Raw genomic sequence first — 16,844 nt, 5'->3', positions numbered from 1 at the left:
TCTTCGATAACTAACCCCAATAAATAGATTGAACCCGGAACTTTAGTCCTCAATGAAACTCATACTTTATAGTAAACCTGGCTGTCATTTGTGCGAAAACCTCCAGGAGAAACTGGAAGAAATTCAAGCAGATAGCAATAGTCCCTGTCAGTTTGACCTGGAAGTTAGGGACATCACCACCCGACCCGACTGGTATGCACTCTATCAATACGAAGTCCCAGTCCTGTATAAATGTGGCGATCGCAGCCTGACCGAAGAACCCATCCCCAGACCATCTCCCCGTATTTCCGCCTACCAGTTGGAACAAATCCTACAAAAATATTGGTAAAACATTAGATTAACAATAATCATCAAATTGGCAGAAGTTTGACCCGTGAAACTCAAAGATTTACTCAACCCCAACTTACTACCCCCAGAGTATCACCCCGCCTTAGACATGGAAATCACAGGCTTGGCGACTAACTCCCACGCCTGTAAGCCAGGGGATCTGTTTTTAGGAATGCCGGGAACAAGAGTTGATGGAGGGGATTTTTGGCCAAGTGCGATCGCCTCCGGTGCGGTAGCCGCCATAGTTTCCCAGTCCGCAGCCAGCAATACCCCACCAGAGACAGACTCTGATACCATTCCCTGTGTCATTCCCGCCGCCGACATGACCACAGCCTGCGCTGAGATAGCCACAGCATTTTATAACCATCCCGCCCAAACCCTCAAATTAGTGGGGGTGACCGGAACCAATGGCAAAACCACCACCACTCACCTGATCGAATTTCTCCTCAGCAACCTTGACCAACCTACAGCCTTACTGGGAACCCTTTACACCCGTTGGCCGGGGTTTCAAGAAGTCGCTGTTCATACTACCCCCTTTGCGGTGGAACTTCAACACCAATTAGCTGACGCAGTAGGTGCAGGCTGCCAATTTGGGGTCATGGAAGTTAGCTCCCATGCTTTACACCAGGGCCGGGTTTTGGGGTGTCCGTTTCGGGTGGCAGTATTTACTAATTTGACTCAGGACCACCTAGACTATCATCCCACCATGGATGATTACTTTGAGGCGAAAGCGTTGCTATTTAGTGATGATTATCTCCAGGGTAAGGCGATTATTAATGCTGATGATGACTATGGTAAAAAGTTGATGGCACGGTTGGGGAGCGATCGCTTTTGGAGTTATAGCGTCAGTGACCCCAGCGCCGATATATGGGCAGATAGCCTCGTTTATCAACCCACAGGTATTAAGGGAGTTCTCCATACCCCCATGGGATCGGCTTCATTTTCCCTACCCTTAGTCGGTCAATATAACCTCTCTAACCTATTGGCAGCCCTGGGGGCGGGTTTAGCCCTCGGTTTGGATTTGTCGGCTATGGTGGACTCTCTACCAGCCTTTGGCGGCGTTCCTGGTCGCATGGAAAGGGTCCAGCTTTCCCCAGAGCAGGATATTACGGTCATTGTTGATTATGCCCATACTCCTGATAGTTTGGAAAATCTACTGAAAGCCTCCCGTCCGTTTATTCCCGGTCGGATGATTTGCGTGTTTGGGTGTGGGGGCGATCGCGATCGCACTAAACGCCCGAAAATGGGTAAAATTGCGGCAGATTTATCCGATTTAGCCGTAGTCACATCCGATAATCCCCGCACCGAAGATCCTGACCGCATTTTGCAAGATATTCTCGCGGGAATTCCGGCTGATGTTAAACCTATAGTAATTGGCGATCGGGCTAAAGCTATTCGCACCGCTATCGACGAGGCTCAACCCGGCGATGGTGTCTTAATTGCTGGGAAAGGTCACGAAGATTATCAAATTATTGGCACGGAAAAAGTGCATTTTGATGACCGCGAACAAGCGCGAGATGCCTTAACAAATAAGTATTCTTAACTTGATTTCTGGTGCGTCAGTCTTCCCCCCTCATATATTCATGATGATTCAGGATTTCTGACACACCCTACAAATTTCTGGTGCGTCAGTCTTCCCCCCTCATATATTCATGATGATTCAGGATTTCTGACACACCCTACAAATTTCTGGTGCGTCAGTCTTCCCCCCTCATATATTCATGATGATTCAGGATTTCTGACACACCCTACAAATTTCTGGTGCGTCAGTCTTCCCCCCTCATATATTCATGATGATTCAGGATTTCTGACGCTACCCTTTTCTGGTGGGTCAATTGCCATTAAAAACCAAACTTTTCAATCTGTTGTATGGCATAGTTTTCCGGTTCACTGGGGTCGAAAGTATCAAATTTTAAGGATTCATAGCGGAGGGTGATGGTAGGGGGTTGCTGACCTAACTGTTTAGCCATTTGGCGTGCGAGTCCAGTTAGAAAAATATTGGCGGCGATCGCTTCATGATTAAGGCTTCCCATGGGAGCATATCCCCAGCGTTCAAATTGTGAAGTAATCCAGTAGGAAAAACTTTTCCACGGGTAAGGGTCAAAATCAATGCGATCGGGAATATTCAGAGATTCACCTAAGCGGTTAACAAACTGTCCGGTCATTACCTGTCGCAGCACATCTTCCGACGCATCCAGATATTGTAACTGTGCTAGTCGCCGCGCTACGTCTGTGCGGTTCTGACTTTGGCTGGCATAATAGGAACCCTCAATGATTGCTTTATTTATAGCACGGAAGGTGTTAGGATAACGGTCGATCCATTCCTGAGAAGTAGTGAAAGAACAGCAGGGATGACCCGGCCACAGGTCTCTAGTTAAAAGATGAATAAAACCCAGACCTTGATTAATTGCTATTTGGTTAAAAGGTTCAGGAGCCACTATAGCATCAATTTCGCCACTTCTTAACCTGTTCAGCATATTGGGCGGCGGTGTAACCACTAATTCTACATCCCGATCTGGGTGAACTTTGCTATTAGCCAGATAATACCTGAGTAGGAGATTGTGCATTGAGTGATTGAAAGGAATAGCAATCCTAAATCCTTTAAAATCTTCGGCGGTTTTGACTTTTTCTCGATGTTTGATGGCTACCGTAATCGCACTACCATTGATGTTTTCAATACTAGCAAGTCTGATGGGAAATCGACGAGATTCTAACCCTAAACTAATGGCGATCGGCATGGGGGAGAGCATATGATAAGCGTCAAGTTCTCCGGCGATCGCACTCTCTCGGATTTGCTCCCAGCTATTCATTTTCACCAGTTCTACATCTAAACCATATTTTTCATAGAGGTTTAAAGATTCACAAATCAGAATAGGCGTAGCACAGGCGATCGGCAAAAAACCAATTCTTAGCTGAGTTTTTTCCAGCATAACACCCGACGAATTACCTTGAGAGTTGGCGTCTGGAGATGCCGCACAATTGCTGAGAACTCCCAAAGCTGATGTCCCTGCTAGTCCTAACAAAAACTGTCGCCGTCTGATGGAGTTTTTAGACAACATTCGGGGATGATTTAATCCCTTAGTTACCGCGTCGCTGAGATTGACCGATAAATCCTGACTGTCCGAATTTACATCATGAAATCGACCACATTTATAGCACATTTGCGGGATTCTGTCAAGGTATTTGCTGAATTTATTAGGAGTTTTCATGATAGATTTACTCTAAATTTTACCGTAAATTAATCAGAGATTCATTGAGTCGTTGAGTATTGGTTCTTAACAAGGCAATACTCTCCGCATTTTCACGAGCAACCTGATTAAGACTATTCATGGCTTCGCTGACCTGCTGTAGAGCCAGTAATTGCTGTTCTGCGGTTCTCGCAATAGTTTGATTATTGAGATACACCTGATGAAATGCTTGGGATACACCCGCAAAAGAACTAGACATATTGTGAGCAGATTTCACACTTTCACTAACGCTTAATTTGCCTGATTCGGTGACTTTTACCGTGGTGTTAATAGCATTTTGAATATCCAAAACCAGGGTATTAATTTCTGCGGCTGACTGTTTACTGCGATCGGCTAATTTACGGATTTCCACCGCCACCACCCCAAAACCCAACCCCTGTTGTCCCGCGCGCACCGCTTCCACAGAAGCATTTAAGGCTAGTAAATTGGTTTGATAAGCTAGGTTACTCACTGACTGAGCAATATTATTAATCTGTAGGGATTTCTCACTTAATTCTAGGCTACGATTAGCGATCGCTTCTACTGTTTGTCGCAGTGTTTCCATTCTATCCAAAGTTTGTTGAACCGCCGCACTACCTTTTTCCGACAAAAGCAAAGCGCGATGAGCTTCATCAGTAGCAATTTTCGCCTGTTCTGTAGAGTTCTGGACTGCCGCATTTAACTCATCAATAGTCGTCGTAGTTTCATTAACTGAACTCGCCTGAACTCCTAAGCTGCGTTCCTGTTCCTCCAATGCGCTAGTAATTTCCTTAGAAGAGTTAGAAATTTGCGCCGTTTCGCGGTCAATAGTAGCCGAAATTCCCAAGCCAATAGTTAGGATAACTACCGCACCAATGGCTGTACTGCCAAATATTAAAATTGTCAGCCATCTTAATAGGTTAATTTGCCGATTTTGTTGGTCATTAAGTTGCTGTCGCTTGGTCGCCTCAAAACCTCTCACCAATTGTTCTAACTGTTCTGTAATGGCTTGATTTTCGGCTTGTTGTAAGACCTCAGTCACTTTTTCTGGTCTTCCTAATTGGACGTAGGAAATCAAACGGCGATCGAACTCATTAACCTGATCACCAATATTAATTATCCGATTTAATGTTTGGCGCTGTTCCGTTTCTTGAATTCTACTACGCAAATTTTCCGATTGTTCATAAAAGAGGGTATCCCATTCTTCGTACTCCTCCAACTCTCTCAAGTCTCTACCTAAAATATAGCCCCTAGCCGCCCGCTGCATTGCTACAATGCTAAATGCTAGATTATTAACCTCTTCAATTTCCCCATAAATTTTGTCCACATTTTTGATTTGTTGTTGGACAGGCTGAACACCGATAAAATAGACCAAGCCAGCAACTATTAAAAATAGGACTAAGGGAATCAGATAACCCCTAAAAATTCTTTGGCGCAGGCTACCTTGTTGGAAAGAAAATAGACTCCAAAGGCTTTTCAGCATGACTTAATTACCCCATTAATAAATAGATGAAATGCTTGGGGAGGGCTTCAGATGCCTTACTGTTAAGTTGATTAGTTATAGCTATTAACTAGGTTTAGTTGGTTTCAGTAGTAGTGATGCGACTAAAGCCGCCGTCCCTCCTATTAGTCCTAAAATTAACCAAACACCGAGGCGACGACCTTTTTGGAAGGCGATCGCCGCCGCTACCCCTCCAATCAAACAGTGGCCACTCAGCAACAAATAAAGATTGGGGTCAATGGGAAAATCTGACATAGAACTTGCCAATTACAAAGCCACCAGGGATATTTCGATTAAACTGGTCGCTATTATATAACACCTGTTGATATTTGGTGGATATGTCTTAATAAATCTAGGGTGATATAACCGCTATTCAAGGCTGTAGAGGCGATCGCTTCACAGGAAAGATCCGGTTCCCCCAAATGATTGATCACCAAGGCAGCACCCTCAAAATCTTCGTTTTTTGTATAATTATTTACAGTAATAATCGTGGTTAACCCCACTCCTCGCGCCGCCAGTAACCCCTGTCGGGAGTCTTCGATCGCCAGACAATCCGATGCAGTCAAACCCAATTTTTCTAATGCATAATTATAGATATCTGGGGCGGGTTTTTTGTGGGGGACAATATCTCCAGCCGCAATTACTTCAAACCAATGGGGGTTTAAGGTTTCTTCCAAAAGTGCGATCGCATTAGGAAAGGCGCTGGTAGTAGCGATCGCCAATCTGACCCCCTCCCCCAGAGCCTCCGTGATTAATCGCTTCACCCCAGGACGCAGGGGAATATCTCCCTTGGCTAATAACTCCCGATAGTGGCGAGTTTTAGCTTGGTGAAGTTTCGCGATCCACTCATCCAAATTATTGGGGGGTTGACCATTAGGATGGTAGCGTTTGATATAATAATCTATACGCTCCTTACCCCCCGAAACCCTCAACAATTCCCCATATAATTCAATAGACCAATCCCAATCTAAACCCGCTTCAGCAAATGTTTGATTAAAGGCTAATCTGTGACCATCCCTTTCCGTTTCAGCGAGGGTCCCATCCACATCAAAAATGATTGCTTTTAGATGACTCATCAGTGCTAAATTTGCGGGTTGACAATTTTTTCAGGAATTTCTGGACAGCGATCGCTCACTTTCAGATCATAGCCCTGGTGTTTAAGTTCATCCACAAAATGAGTCGGATCAGCCTCCACTTCTCCACTGTTTTGGGTGTCCGCAGTCGGATTAGTCTGTTGTTGCTTTCGCAGATGTTTAAGTTTAGCTTTTCTGCCCATTTTTACTGAGTATCTATGTTAACTATGATTGGTCACTTTTCGATCCGGTAATTTTTTCGCGATCGCCTTCAAAAAACCTATCCAAATCAATCGCCTCATCCCCTTTATCTTCCCAAAGATTCAGCATTGATCCCAACTGTAGCCAAATCAATAAAGCCGTAGGAAAAACCACAATAGCCCCCCCCAAAGTAGCCAACCAGTAAATCGGAATAAACACCAGCAAACTGGAAGACACAGCCACAAACACACAAAGCGACATAGCGACATAAGCCACCTTAGCGTTAGGAGTTTTATAGTTAATCCTATTTTTCCGGTCATCCTGTCGCCAAACTGCCACCTGATATTCTAGCATATCCTTAAAAATCAGACCCAAGATAATCGAGAATATCGTAGACGCAATCACCACAATATAAATAGGTTCAACCACCAAATTTTCCGAGTTCATAGTCTTATGCCAATTTCCCAAACAACAGCCACACCGTAGTATAATATAAAACCCAACTTTTAGCAATTTAGCTTTTATTCAGGAGCGATCGCCGTTGAGGTTTCCGGTTGTGGTTGAGACACGAAAATATTACCCTGAGCATCAATTTCCAAAGGAGTATCAGGAAAATCACTTTTAGTTAAACGTCGCATTAACCCCACAGTCCGCAAAGAATTATCCAGAGACGGAATCCCTTGGCCATCAAGATGAACCGGAATAATTCTACCCTCGACAAAATTACCCATGACATCAAGTTGAGTTTCCAAAACTAGAGAATATCCCAATTCCGCGCGAGTTGATAAAGTGCGATATCCCAAAAAATTACCCAAAGAATAAGCAATTAACTTACCATTATATAATTCCAAAGCCCTCGGCACATGGGGGCCATGTCCTAACACCAAATCCGCCCCAGCATCAATCATTGTGCGTGCAAATAATACCTTATTACCGCGATTTTCCCCATAAAAATATTCGGTTCTATTCTGAATGCGTAAAGCCCTAGTACCTTCCGCCCCCGCGTGTACAGAAACCACCACAATATCAGCATTTTCCGCCGCTTCCTTAATCAAGGCTTGCGACGCTTCCAAATCATTCATATTATTATGATAATTAAAATAACTAAAGCCGATAAATGCCACATTTACACCCCTCACCTCATGATAGACAATCTGACCTTTTTTGCCGACCGCCTTCATTCCCGCTTTTTCAATATTAGCGATCGTATCTTTAAAGCCAGTTTCAAAAAAATCAAACGAGTGATTATTCGCTACACTCAAAATATCAAATCCTGCCTCCCTTAAAAGTGCCGCATATTCCGGCGGTGTCCGAAACGCAAACACCATACCACGACCCACATTTTTAGCGCTATTAGGATAGTTAGTTAGGGTACTTTCAAAATTACCAAAGACTATATCAGCATCTTGTAAAGCTGGTTTAACCCCCGCAAATAATACCTGCTTGTTGGGATGTAATTTATTGTAAGGATAATTGCTTCCCGGAATAATATCACCCACCGATTTAATCGTAATCCGCATATCAGGATCAATGGGATTCCGTAGTGATGAAATAGTCAACTCAGATATATTTCGGATCTGTTCAATAGTTGCCTGAGTCAGCAATGGATCAACTTCCATCGGGGGATTTTCAGAATTAGATCCAAATGAGAAATTAGGTAATTGGGGGAGTTGTTCCAGCACCGCTTGAGAAGCTGTCGCCAAAGTCGGTGGGATAGTCGCCAAAGATGCCGAAACTCTATCCCATTTAGCACCGACAATTAACCCAGACAAAGGCAAAATCGCCAGAGTCATATAACCCACTAAAGACAAAGATTTGAGCCGTCCAACTTTAACTCTCTGGGTTTTAGTAGTTGCCGAACTTGCCGAATTAGGCGCAATTTCCGAAGTAGCCATCTGAGATACTACTGGGGAAGCCGTCGCCACTTTTTTGGTTTTCTTCTTGGTTTTAGGTGGCGCAGAAGTCTGAGTTTTTTTCTGATTCTTAGGTAAAGGCGATCGCTTAGTTTTTTGAGGAGGTTTAGGGTCAGAAACCGGAGCATTTTTAGGGCTAACCTGGTTAACCACCACAGGCGGCGACTTTAGTACCAGAGTCTCAATCCAAGCTGGGTGCTGATCATCGCCTAATTGTGCCGCGATCGTAACACACCAGATAGATGGAGGCTCAAGACGCATTAATCCCTTGTGAATGACACGGACAGATGCAGCTTGGTCGGGAATTGTGGGGGACTCTAGGCTAATATAGAGATGATTATATTCCAGAGTGAGATGTGCTTGCACCTGTTTAGGTTTCAAGGCTTGGTTGAGTAAAATAGCGATCGCTTTTGGATCTCCCTGATAGGCAGACCTAAGAATTTCTTGCTGACTCACTGACAGATCTCCTCTCCTGACACCACTTACTTGTCAAACTCCCAGGCTGAATGGGAACTTTTAGGATATCTTATATCTTAATTGACACTCCCTCGTTAAATCAAAGATTATAACCGGGGATTCTTAATTCACCGACTTTTAACTAGAGCCAACAAAGTTAATTGTTGAACCCCCGCCAGATCGTCTCCACAAGCATTTTGAATCACGGACCATCTATGCTGGAGACATGGGGTAGGGTTGAAGTTTATATAATTGTGGCGATCGTCACCCTAGCTTTCAACCATCTAATCTGGTTTGAGTATTTCACTGTCTTATGACTCGCGCTTTGGCCTTTTCCGTCCTGAGCAAACCTGATCGACCGTGATCACAATGGCAGTAAAAACATGAAAGCGGTTGGGATATCAACGGCGCACCGGGAAGGCGACGTGAGACGGGTTAAGCCTGCGGTTGCTGTTTTACCGGAGAATCCCCCCTTTTCTAAACAGGGGAGTATGTCAAGATATGATGGCAAAAAATTGATAGGGGAGGGGGACGAAATTATGATTAATTTGACTCGGGTTTTGGCAATGGGGCTGATAGCAGGGTTAGTTTTACCGGGACTAACCGCCTCCGCATCGGAAATCCTATCTATTCGGTTACCAAGGTTGGTGGCTCAGGAGAACCCACAGGACCAGGCCAACCAATTATTTCAAGAAGCTATTTTCCTGACCAAACAGGGAACACCATCCGCATTGCGGGAGGCGATCGCTAAATTTAAAGAGGTGATGCCCTTATTAGACCAAATCGGGGATTCTTTTGCGATCGCTGCCACTATGACCGCTATAGGTTCCGCTTACTCGGAATTAGGAGAAAATCAACCCGCCCTGGATTATTTAAATCAAGCCCTGTCAATGTGGGATATAATCGATTCGCCAGAGGAACAAAGGCTACCCCCTGGGTTTGGTAAAGCTAACACTTTGCAAAGTATTGGTCAGGTTCACCTAAGCATGGAGGAAACTACCACAGCCTTAGATTATTACCAGCAAGCCCTATCTATCTTTGACGAAATAGGGGAACCTTATCGGAAAGTTAATATACTTAATGAGATCGGTGAGGTTTATGTAAACCTAGGGGAAATCTCTGGTGGTTTGGAGTATTACCAGCGGGCTTTATCGATTTCTCAATCCGTGGGATATCTATCAGGGGAAGCGCAAACCCTCAATAATATTGGTCTAGCCCACTTAGCTTTAGGGGACAGACAACAGGCCCTAGATTATTTAAATCAGGCCTTTTCCCTGTGGCAGTCTATGGGCGATCGCCAAAGAGAAGCCGAGACCCAGGAAAACATCGATAAATCAACAGGCATTGAATAACCGAGTAATAAGATATATTGGCCAGCTTTGGTTAACCACTAGGTTCAAGATACAATAGTTGCCATCAATCAAAATATACTTAGTGATCAGTTAGCGCCAGTCCAGAAGACTGTTTGGAGGAAAACACTTTGGCAGTTCAATATAGCTACGATAGTAGTGAAAATTTGTATCCTCGTCGGGTTCTAGTCACTGGGGGGGCGGGGTTCATTGGTTCAAATTTTGTCCACCACTGGTGCAATGCTTACCCAGAAGATCGTATCGTCGTTTTAGATGCCCTCACCTACGCCGGAAACCGCCAGAACCTAGCCACCTTAGAAGACCGGGAACAGTTTAAGTTTGTCGAAGGTAATATCTGCGATCGCACTTTAATTGACAAATTACTAGAAGAAGAGGCGATCGACACCATTGCCCACTTTGCCGCCGAGTCCCATGTCGATCGCTCAATTCTCGGTCCCGATGCCTTCATTCAAACCAACGTTGTCGGAACCCTAACCCTATTAGAAGCCTTTAGACACTATTGGAACCAGCACCAACAGCCTGATCATTACCGTTTTCTGCACGTCTCCACAGACGAAGTATATGGCAGTCTCGGCCCCGAAGATCCTCCCTTTACCGAAACCACCCCCTACACCCCCAACAGTCCCTATTCTGCCTCAAAAGCTGGTAGCGATCATCTAGTGCGCGCCTACTATCACACCTACAACCTACCCACCATCATCACCAATTGTTCCAATAATTACGGCCCCTATCACTATCCAGAAAAACTCATCCCCCTGATGTGTATTAATATCCTGTTGGGTAAACCCCTCCCCATATATGGAGATGGGCAAAATGTGCGAGACTGGCTATATGTACTAGACCACTGTCGCGCCCTCGATGTAGTCATTCACCGAGGTAAACCCGGAGAAACCTATAATATTGGAGGGAATAACGAGGTAACCAATTTAGACCTGGTGAAGATGCTGTGTCGGTTCATGGACGAACTAGCCTCCCACCACCTACCCGTCAAACCCTCCATGGATCTGATCACCTTTGTTAAAGATAGACCCGGCCACGATCGCCGTTATGCGATCAATTCCAGCAAGCTAAAAACCCAGTTAGGATGGGCTCCCCTAGTCACCGTAGAAGAAGGGTTACGGCAGACCGTTGGCTGGTATCTTACCCATCGCCATTGGTGGGAACCATTACTATCCGAAGAGTACCAAGCCTACTATCGACAGGTTTACGCCTAGTCCCACCATTGTTAACCCCCATCTATCTTAAACAAAAAACAGTTGATCAGTTTTCTGGAGTGGGCAGACTCCGGTAAAATAAAACCCGTTGACATTTAACTGTCTGTTTAACCTAAAGAAGAGGAGAACGATTTTGAAAAAGCTGCTGTCAGTTATTTTACTCTGTGTGGCTCTGTTGACCTTTGCACTGCCACGTCCCGCTTTGGCTGCAGATGCTGCCGCTGGCGCTTCTGTTTTTTCTGCTAACTGTGCAGCCTGCCACATGGGCGGACGCAATGTGATTGTTGCCAACAAAACCCTCAGCAAGTCTGATTTGGCTAAATATCTGAAAGGATTTGATGAGGATGCAGTGGCCTCCGTGGCTTACCAAGTCACTAATGGTAAAAACGCCATGCCTGCATTTAATGGCCGACTCTCTCCCAAGCAGATCGAAGACGTTGCTGCTTATGTTGTAGACCAAGCTGAAAAAGGCTGGTAAGTCCCTAGGTTAATCAGAAACCAACAGTTTAGACTACCTTTCCCCTAGGGGTGAGGCTTTCGGGCAAAGGGTCAGGTGTTCAACTCTTGACTTGTAGCCGGAAAGTTTCGCCCCTCTGTTTTCTATTCCCTAGCGATTTATCATAAAGTGTGTCAAGGTATGTGCAGAGCTTGAATCTTAACAATTGTTCGGTAACTGAATTTTAGTGCAATGTTTGTTCAATCCAAGTTAACCGCACGACAACAACAAATTCTCTGGGCAACTGTTCGCCACTATATCGCGACAGCAGAACCTGTTGGCTCAAAATCCTTAGCCCAAGAGTATAATCTTAATGTCAGTCCCGCTACTATCCGCAATGGTATGGGAGCCTTGGAAAAAGCCGGACTACTCTATCAACCTTATACTTCCGCCGGACGAGTACCTTCTGATTCTGGCTATAGGATTTATGTCGATCGCCTGATGACTCCCTCTGATACTCTGGCTAAGGAAGTCGCTAGACTCCTACGGGAACAGCTAAATTTTGATAGTTGTAGTTTGGAGGCTGTGCTACGAGGTGCAGCCCAAATTCTTTCTACCCTCAGTGGCTATATTTCCCTGATTACTATGCCACAAACCAAGACCGAAAGGCTCCAACATTTGCAACTGGTTCCTATGGGCTCAGGAAAAATTATGGTAGTTGTGGTGACTCATACCTATCAAACCCAGTCCATTTTGATGGAAATTGCCCCGGGAGTTGAGGATATCGGCGACGATACCGAAATATTAGAACAGGAATTACAGATTCTCTCTAATTTTCTCAATCACCAACTTAGGGGACTAGCTTTGGCTGAATTGTCAACTTTAGACTGGACTGAGATAGATCAAGACTTTCAGCAATATAGTAATTTTATCGAACAGTTGCTCAAGAGCTTAGGCGATCGCCACCAAACTCCAGAATATACTAGGATTCAGGTTAGCGGTGTTTCCGAAGTCCTACGACTGCCCGAATTTTCACAACTTCAGCAAGTCCAAACTATTCTACATCTGCTCGAAGATGAACAGGAACAACTCTGGCCCCTCATTTTTGCTACCCCAGAATCTTCCCAACAGGTAAACATCCGCATTGGTTCGGAAAATCCCCTCGAACCCATCCGCAGTTGCACCCTCATCTCGGCTCAATATCGCCAAAATTCCCAGCCTATTGGTAGTGTGGGTATATTGGGACCTACTCGCATGGTCTACGAAAATGCGATCGCTCTTGTGGAAGCGACCGCTAATTACCTGTCCGAAGCCCTTAGTTAAAACTCCTGTGCCGCTACATCCACCACTGATGCTTGAACATCAGTTGCTTCCCCAACTTCTGAGGTACTTTCATCAGCCTTGCGTTTCTTTATTTTTTCCAGAACCAAGGCAGAAACTTCTGTTACCAGCATCGTGGCAATAATACCATCATCTATCCATCCAATCACCGGAATAAAATCAGGCGCAATATCAATCGGCGATATCAGATAAATCAGAGTCCCACCAATTAGCAGCCAGCGATATTTCGCATGGCGCAAGGTTTGCCGATACCAGAGATAAAAGGACTGCACAATATTTTTCATGTCTGGGCCACACCATATCGAATCTGTTGATGATTCTAGCTTGACAAATTATCCCGCCCCATGAAAGTGTAGATTTGCCACCCCTAATGTAGGGGAGTTACCACCATTGAATTTCGGGAATTTTGGTGAATTCCGGTGAGCCGTTAGATTTGGGGGATGAGCCGGGGACTCTGGCCACAGGCTATAGGTGTGGATTGTTTATTTTTATTACTTATGATGGCAAAAAGTTATTTTTTGTTAAATCTTCTTTACTAAAGGCACGGATAGATTTTACAATAATAACACCTGTGGTGAGATTTTTAAGTCCCGGCATCCCCCCAAATGGGGCTGTAATTAGGGAACATCAAACGCTAGAATTAAGATTAGGGACTAAGTTGCCCGGGCAATTTTAGCATGAGGCAGCGGGTTAGTTCCATTTGATAAACAAGGTATTTAACTATGGTGGTTAACTCTTCTAGTTCAAATAGGAGGAACACAAGTAGACGAACCCGTAGCAATACAAGAAAGGATACAGATAATCAGCCTCAAAATCAAGTGACTCCAGCCGATGAAGCTGAAACAGAAGCGGCTGATAATGTACCTGAATCAGATACTCTCAAGGAGAAATTAGACGTGGCTAGTAAATCAAGTTCGACAGAAGGTAATTCAGCACCCACTCAAATTCAAGTATCGCCAGAACCGTCGGCGATCGTTAATCATCGTCCGGTGGGACACAACCAATTTGAAATAGCGGGAATGTTAACCGCCAAACGCCCTATTGGGAAGGCTGTTCATGCAGCTTCAGTAACTTTTATTCAATCGGAAAATCCTACTGGTTCTATGGCTAACCGTCCGGTTTCAGCCACTGAACTACAAATTTCTTCGATGGTGATGAACCGTCCCATTGCTTCTAATGACATTGATGATCCTGATCTATTGATGGGATATTTAGACTAAATCAATTGTTGGTTGCAAGTTTCAACTCTCAACTGATTGATGACTCCGAACCCACCTAACAGTAGTCGGGTGGGTATCTTGTGGTAATTATTGACTAGCCCTCAAATAATCGAGGCTACGATATGCGATCGCCTAAAATCCCCCCATAAATTGATTGTTAAATCCGTTGTCTAACCCCCACGAATAGTAGCACAGACTATCTGTAATAATCTAAATACCCCCATATAAATGAGGAGAGCAAACCGTGAAAATATTAGTAACTGGTGCGGCGGGATTTATTGGATTTCATCTGTGTCAACATCTATTGAAAAGGGGGGATACAGTCATTGGTATTGATAATCTCAATGATTATTATGCAGTATCTTTAAAAGAAGACCGCATCGCTCAACTTACCCCCTTAGAAAAATTTACGTTTTATAAACTAGATTTATACGATAAAGTCGGCATCAAAAAACTGTTTTCCGAACACCAATTTGAGGCAGTAGCCCACCTCGCCGCCCAAGCCGGAGTCCGTTACTCTCTGCAAAATCCCTACGCTTATATTGATAGTAATTTAGTGGGGTTTATCAATGTTTTAGAAGGCTGTCGTCATCATCAAATCCCACACTTGGTTTTTGCGTCTTCTAGTTCGGTTTATGGTTCCAATAAAACTGTACCTTTTTCGGTAGGTGATTATGTAGATTATCCAGTTAGTCTGTATGCTGCGACTAAGAAAGCTAATGAATTGATGGCTCATAGCTACAGTCACCTGTATAATATTCCCACGACGGGATTACGATTTTTTACGGTTTATGGTCCTTGGTATCGTCCTGATATGGCGATGTTTATTTTTACGAAAGCCATCTTAGCCGACCAAGCGATTCCGGTATTTAACTATGGTAATATGCAGCGAGATTTTACCTATGTTGATGATGTGGTGGAAGGGGTAATTAGGGTAATTGATAAGATTCCACAACCGGGAAGCAATCAAGCGGAAATTCAGGGAGTTAAAACTACGGCACCCTATCAAATTTATAATATCGGTAATAATAAGCCGGTGAATTTACTGTATTTGATTGAAGTCCTGGAAAATGTCTTAGGCAAAAAAGCCCAGAAAAATCTGCTTCCCATGCAGCCGGGAGATGTGCCGATTACCTATGCTAATGTAGATTCATTGATAGCAGATGTAGGATTTAAACCAAGTACACCCATAGAGGTGGGAGTAGAAAAATTTGTGGCTTGGTATAAATCCTATTATGGTGTTTAACCGGATGGGAGACAGGACTCGCCGTCACAGATATGGGGACGATATTATGATCGCATCTACCAACCACCTCGCCCCCCAAGGCTCAATTATCGATGATTAAGGCAAGCGCCCTAGCAGGTCAGGAAAAATCTGCCGGAGTATTTTCGGGTACAATCTGGCGATCGCGTAAAGTTTGAACACGGGTAAACTGGGAGAGGAAATATTGAGTTACCAGAGTAGGTTGTTCCGCCTGCATCAAAGATCGAACCACAGCCACCCTAGTCGCCCCAGCCATCAAAACATCATCAAAATTGTTCATATTAATGCCGCCGATCGCAAACCAGGGAACCGAAGCATGACGAGTCGCATGGCGTACATATTCCAAACCCGCCGCCTGCTTATCAGGCTTAGTGGGAGTAGCATAAACCGGACCGACCCCAATATAATCGGCCCCCTCAGCGATCGCCAATTTCATCTCTTCGGGATTAGTAGTTGATTTACCGACAATTTTTTGAGGACCCAAAAGCTGTTTAGCCACAGCAATAGGTAAGTCCTGCTGTCCCAAATGTACCCCATCAGCATTAACAGCGATCGCAATATCCACCCGGTCATTAACCAAAAACAGGGCATTATAACGGTGGCAAAGCTGACAAAGCTGGCGGGCATTTTTCCAACGCTGATGATCATCAGTATCCTTATCGCGATACTGAACCACCTTTAATCCCCCTTGTAAAGCCGCCTCTACCACTGACATCAACCTTTCCGAGGGAGAAGTCACCAAATACAAATTCGCCCTTTGTAGCTTCTGATGTCGTCCGTAGGCGAGTAAATTACTTTCCAGGGTATAGACCCGGTAGCGCATCTGCTTAACCGCCGCCCCCATATTGGGATGGTAAACCTTACCATATTCCTCCAGGACTCGCAAAGCCTCCTCTACCCGGCAAAAATTGACCTGTATCACCTGTTCGAGACTTTCTCGGTTTTCCTCCGAGGGATGACTCAACTGAGTACCCACATCCGTGGTAGTATCCCGGGACATCCGCAACTCATTACTGTGCCACTGTGCCAGTTGCTGTCGCAAATTCTTGCACTCCGCAGCCATTTCCGAATTATCCAAGCCAAACCTAAACCATTCCTCAATAGTTCGGATACCCTCCCGCGCCCGGTCTAAGTTGGCATCTAAAATCCGATAAAGTGCTGGTTGTCCCAGTTTAGTCTTATGATTCAAATCGCCCATCGAAATCTCCTCACCAACTCCATCAAGCCAAATAATCAAGCCCAATCATGATCAACCACGGCGCAGGTTAATATATCAGATTTTCTTTAGCCGTGGGCGGAACCACCATTACGAAAATTAATCA

Annotated in this window: 17 protein-coding genes; 8 read left to right on the top strand and 9 right to left on the bottom strand. The window is 44.6% G+C overall.

Going from position 1 to position 16,844, the window contains the following annotated elements; translation table 11 throughout:
• The first annotated feature begins 52 nt into the window (after positions 1 to 52).
• Complete coding sequence (locus HFV01_RS09920) at positions 53 to 328, top strand: glutaredoxin family protein (protein WP_006624975.1); 276 nt, start codon at positions 53 to 55, stop codon at positions 326 to 328.
• A 45-nt stretch (positions 329 to 373) separates the two neighbouring features.
• Positions 374 to 1,870 (top strand): UDP-N-acetylmuramoyl-L-alanyl-D-glutamate--2,6-diaminopimelate ligase, encoded by a 1,497-nt coding sequence (locus HFV01_RS09915; protein ID WP_006624974.1) that lies wholly within the window; start codon positions 374 to 376, stop codon positions 1,868 to 1,870.
• A gap of 298 nt (positions 1,871 to 2,168) precedes the next feature.
• Here HFV01_RS09915 and HFV01_RS09910 read toward each other — a convergent pair whose 3' ends face one another.
• The 7 genes from HFV01_RS09910 to HFV01_RS09880 all read right to left on the bottom strand — a co-directional run bounded on the left by HFV01_RS09910 (position 2,169) and on the right by HFV01_RS09880 (position 8,677).
• Entirely contained in the window at positions 2,169 to 3,536 is a 1,368-nt protein-coding gene (locus tag HFV01_RS09910; RefSeq protein ID WP_006624973.1) for an ABC transporter substrate-binding protein, read from the bottom strand.
• Between the two features lie 19 nt (positions 3,537 to 3,555).
• Entirely contained in the window at positions 3,556 to 5,016 is a 1,461-nt protein-coding gene (locus HFV01_RS09905; RefSeq protein WP_006624972.1) for a methyl-accepting chemotaxis protein, read from the bottom strand.
• Between the two features lie 84 nt (positions 5,017 to 5,100).
• Positions 5,101 to 5,289 (bottom strand): hypothetical protein, encoded by a 189-nt coding sequence (locus HFV01_RS09900; protein ID WP_006619610.1) that lies wholly within the window; start codon positions 5,287 to 5,289, stop codon positions 5,101 to 5,103.
• A gap of 53 nt (positions 5,290 to 5,342) precedes the next feature.
• On the bottom strand, positions 5,343 to 6,110 hold the full coding sequence (locus HFV01_RS09895; RefSeq protein WP_006624971.1) for an HAD family hydrolase: 768 nt from the start codon (positions 6,108 to 6,110) through the stop codon (positions 5,343 to 5,345).
• Positions 6,111 to 6,115: 5 nt separating this feature from the next.
• Positions 6,116 to 6,310 (bottom strand): hypothetical protein, encoded by a 195-nt coding sequence (locus HFV01_RS09890; RefSeq protein WP_046319270.1) that lies wholly within the window; start codon positions 6,308 to 6,310, stop codon positions 6,116 to 6,118.
• A 22-nt stretch (positions 6,311 to 6,332) separates the two neighbouring features.
• Positions 6,333 to 6,755 (bottom strand): hypothetical protein, encoded by a 423-nt coding sequence (locus HFV01_RS09885; RefSeq protein ID WP_193521051.1) that lies wholly within the window; start codon positions 6,753 to 6,755, stop codon positions 6,333 to 6,335.
• A gap of 74 nt (positions 6,756 to 6,829) precedes the next feature.
• Positions 6,830 to 8,677 carry a CapA family protein gene (locus HFV01_RS09880; RefSeq protein ID WP_193521050.1) on the bottom strand — a complete coding sequence of 616 codons (1,848 nt, stop codon included), beginning with the start codon at positions 8,675 to 8,677 and terminating at the stop codon, positions 6,830 to 6,832.
• A gap of 383 nt (positions 8,678 to 9,060) precedes the next feature.
• Between HFV01_RS09880 and HFV01_RS09875 the strand changes: the two genes are divergently transcribed.
• From HFV01_RS09875 to hrcA, 4 genes are all read left to right on the top strand, one after another.
• Positions 9,061 to 10,029 (top strand): tetratricopeptide repeat protein, encoded by a 969-nt coding sequence (locus tag HFV01_RS09875; protein WP_006624966.1) that lies wholly within the window; start codon positions 9,061 to 9,063, stop codon positions 10,027 to 10,029.
• A gap of 128 nt (positions 10,030 to 10,157) precedes the next feature.
• Positions 10,158 to 11,261 carry a dTDP-glucose 4,6-dehydratase gene (gene rfbB / locus HFV01_RS09870; RefSeq protein WP_006624965.1) on the top strand — a complete coding sequence of 368 codons (1,104 nt, stop codon included), beginning with the start codon at positions 10,158 to 10,160 and terminating at the stop codon, positions 11,259 to 11,261.
• Positions 11,262 to 11,394: 133 nt separating this feature from the next.
• Positions 11,395 to 11,739 (top strand): cytochrome c6 PetJ, encoded by a 345-nt coding sequence (gene petJ / locus HFV01_RS09865; protein WP_006624964.1) that lies wholly within the window; start codon positions 11,395 to 11,397, stop codon positions 11,737 to 11,739.
• 210 nt (positions 11,740 to 11,949) lie between these two features.
• A complete protein-coding gene (gene hrcA, locus HFV01_RS09860) occupies positions 11,950 to 13,020 on the top strand; it encodes a heat-inducible transcriptional repressor HrcA (RefSeq protein WP_006624963.1) in 1,071 nt (356 codons plus the stop codon).
• On the opposite strand, the gene HFV01_RS09855 is transcribed toward hrcA, so the two are convergent.
• Positions 13,017 to 13,322 (bottom strand): YkvA family protein, encoded by a 306-nt coding sequence (locus tag HFV01_RS09855; RefSeq protein ID WP_006624962.1) that lies wholly within the window; start codon positions 13,320 to 13,322, stop codon positions 13,017 to 13,019. The genes hrcA and HFV01_RS09855 overlap by 4 nt on opposite strands.
• A 438-nt stretch (positions 13,323 to 13,760) precedes the next feature.
• Between HFV01_RS09855 and HFV01_RS09850 the strand changes: the two genes are divergently transcribed.
• Together HFV01_RS09850 and HFV01_RS09845 are read left to right on the top strand one after the other, a co-directional pair.
• A complete protein-coding gene (locus HFV01_RS09850) occupies positions 13,761 to 14,258 on the top strand; it encodes a hypothetical protein (protein ID WP_006624960.1) in 498 nt (165 codons plus the stop codon).
• 244 nt (positions 14,259 to 14,502) lie between these two features.
• Positions 14,503 to 15,504: an NAD-dependent epimerase gene (locus HFV01_RS09845; RefSeq protein ID WP_006668268.1), complete on the top strand. Its 1,002-nt coding sequence runs from the start codon at positions 14,503 to 14,505 to the stop codon at positions 15,502 to 15,504.
• A 118-nt stretch (positions 15,505 to 15,622) separates the two neighbouring features.
• On the opposite strand, the gene HFV01_RS09840 is transcribed toward HFV01_RS09845, so the two are convergent.
• Positions 15,623 to 16,720, bottom strand: a complete 1,098-nt coding sequence (locus HFV01_RS09840) for a thiamine phosphate synthase (RefSeq protein WP_006624957.1) — start codon at positions 16,718 to 16,720, stop codon at positions 15,623 to 15,625.
• Between the last annotated feature and the right edge of the window lie 124 nt (positions 16,721 to 16,844).

It is taken from the genome of Limnospira fusiformis SAG 85.79, from assembly GCF_012516315.1.
Lineage (GTDB): Bacteria > Cyanobacteriota > Cyanobacteriia > Cyanobacteriales > Microcoleaceae > Limnospira > Limnospira fusiformis.
The sequence above is the reverse complement of the archived record's forward strand: the minus strand, read 5'-3'. Positions and strand labels throughout refer to the sequence as shown.

Coding starts and splice junctions, on each gene's coding strand:
- HFV01_RS09920 (WP_006624975.1), top strand. CDS start 53: ATGAAACTCATACTTTATAGTAAACCTGGCTGTCATTTGTGCGAAAAC.
- HFV01_RS09910 (WP_006624973.1), bottom strand. CDS start 3,536: ATGAAAACTCCTAATAAATTCAGCAAATACCTTGACAGAATCCCGCAA.
- HFV01_RS09905 (WP_006624972.1), bottom strand. CDS start 5,016: ATGCTGAAAAGCCTTTGGAGTCTATTTTCTTTCCAACAAGGTAGCCTG.
- HFV01_RS09900 (WP_006619610.1), bottom strand. CDS start 5,289: ATGTCAGATTTTCCCATTGACCCCAATCTTTATTTGTTGCTGAGTGGC.
- HFV01_RS09895 (WP_006624971.1), bottom strand. CDS start 6,110: ATGAGTCATCTAAAAGCAATCATTTTTGATGTGGATGGGACCCTCGCT.
- HFV01_RS09890 (WP_046319270.1), bottom strand. CDS start 6,310: ATGGGCAGAAAAGCTAAACTTAAACATCTGCGAAAGCAACAACAGACT.
- HFV01_RS09885 (WP_193521051.1), bottom strand. CDS start 6,755: ATGAACTCGGAAAATTTGGTGGTTGAACCTATTTATATTGTGGTGATT.
- HFV01_RS09875 (WP_006624966.1), top strand. CDS start 9,061: ATGAAAGCGGTTGGGATATCAACGGCGCACCGGGAAGGCGACGTGAGA.
- hrcA (WP_006624963.1), top strand. CDS start 11,950: ATGTTTGTTCAATCCAAGTTAACCGCACGACAACAACAAATTCTCTGG.
- HFV01_RS09855 (WP_006624962.1), bottom strand. CDS start 13,322: ATGAAAAATATTGTGCAGTCCTTTTATCTCTGGTATCGGCAAACCTTG.
- HFV01_RS09850 (WP_006624960.1), top strand. CDS start 13,761: ATGGTGGTTAACTCTTCTAGTTCAAATAGGAGGAACACAAGTAGACGA.
- HFV01_RS09840 (WP_006624957.1), bottom strand. CDS start 16,720: ATGGGCGATTTGAATCATAAGACTAAACTGGGACAACCAGCACTTTAT.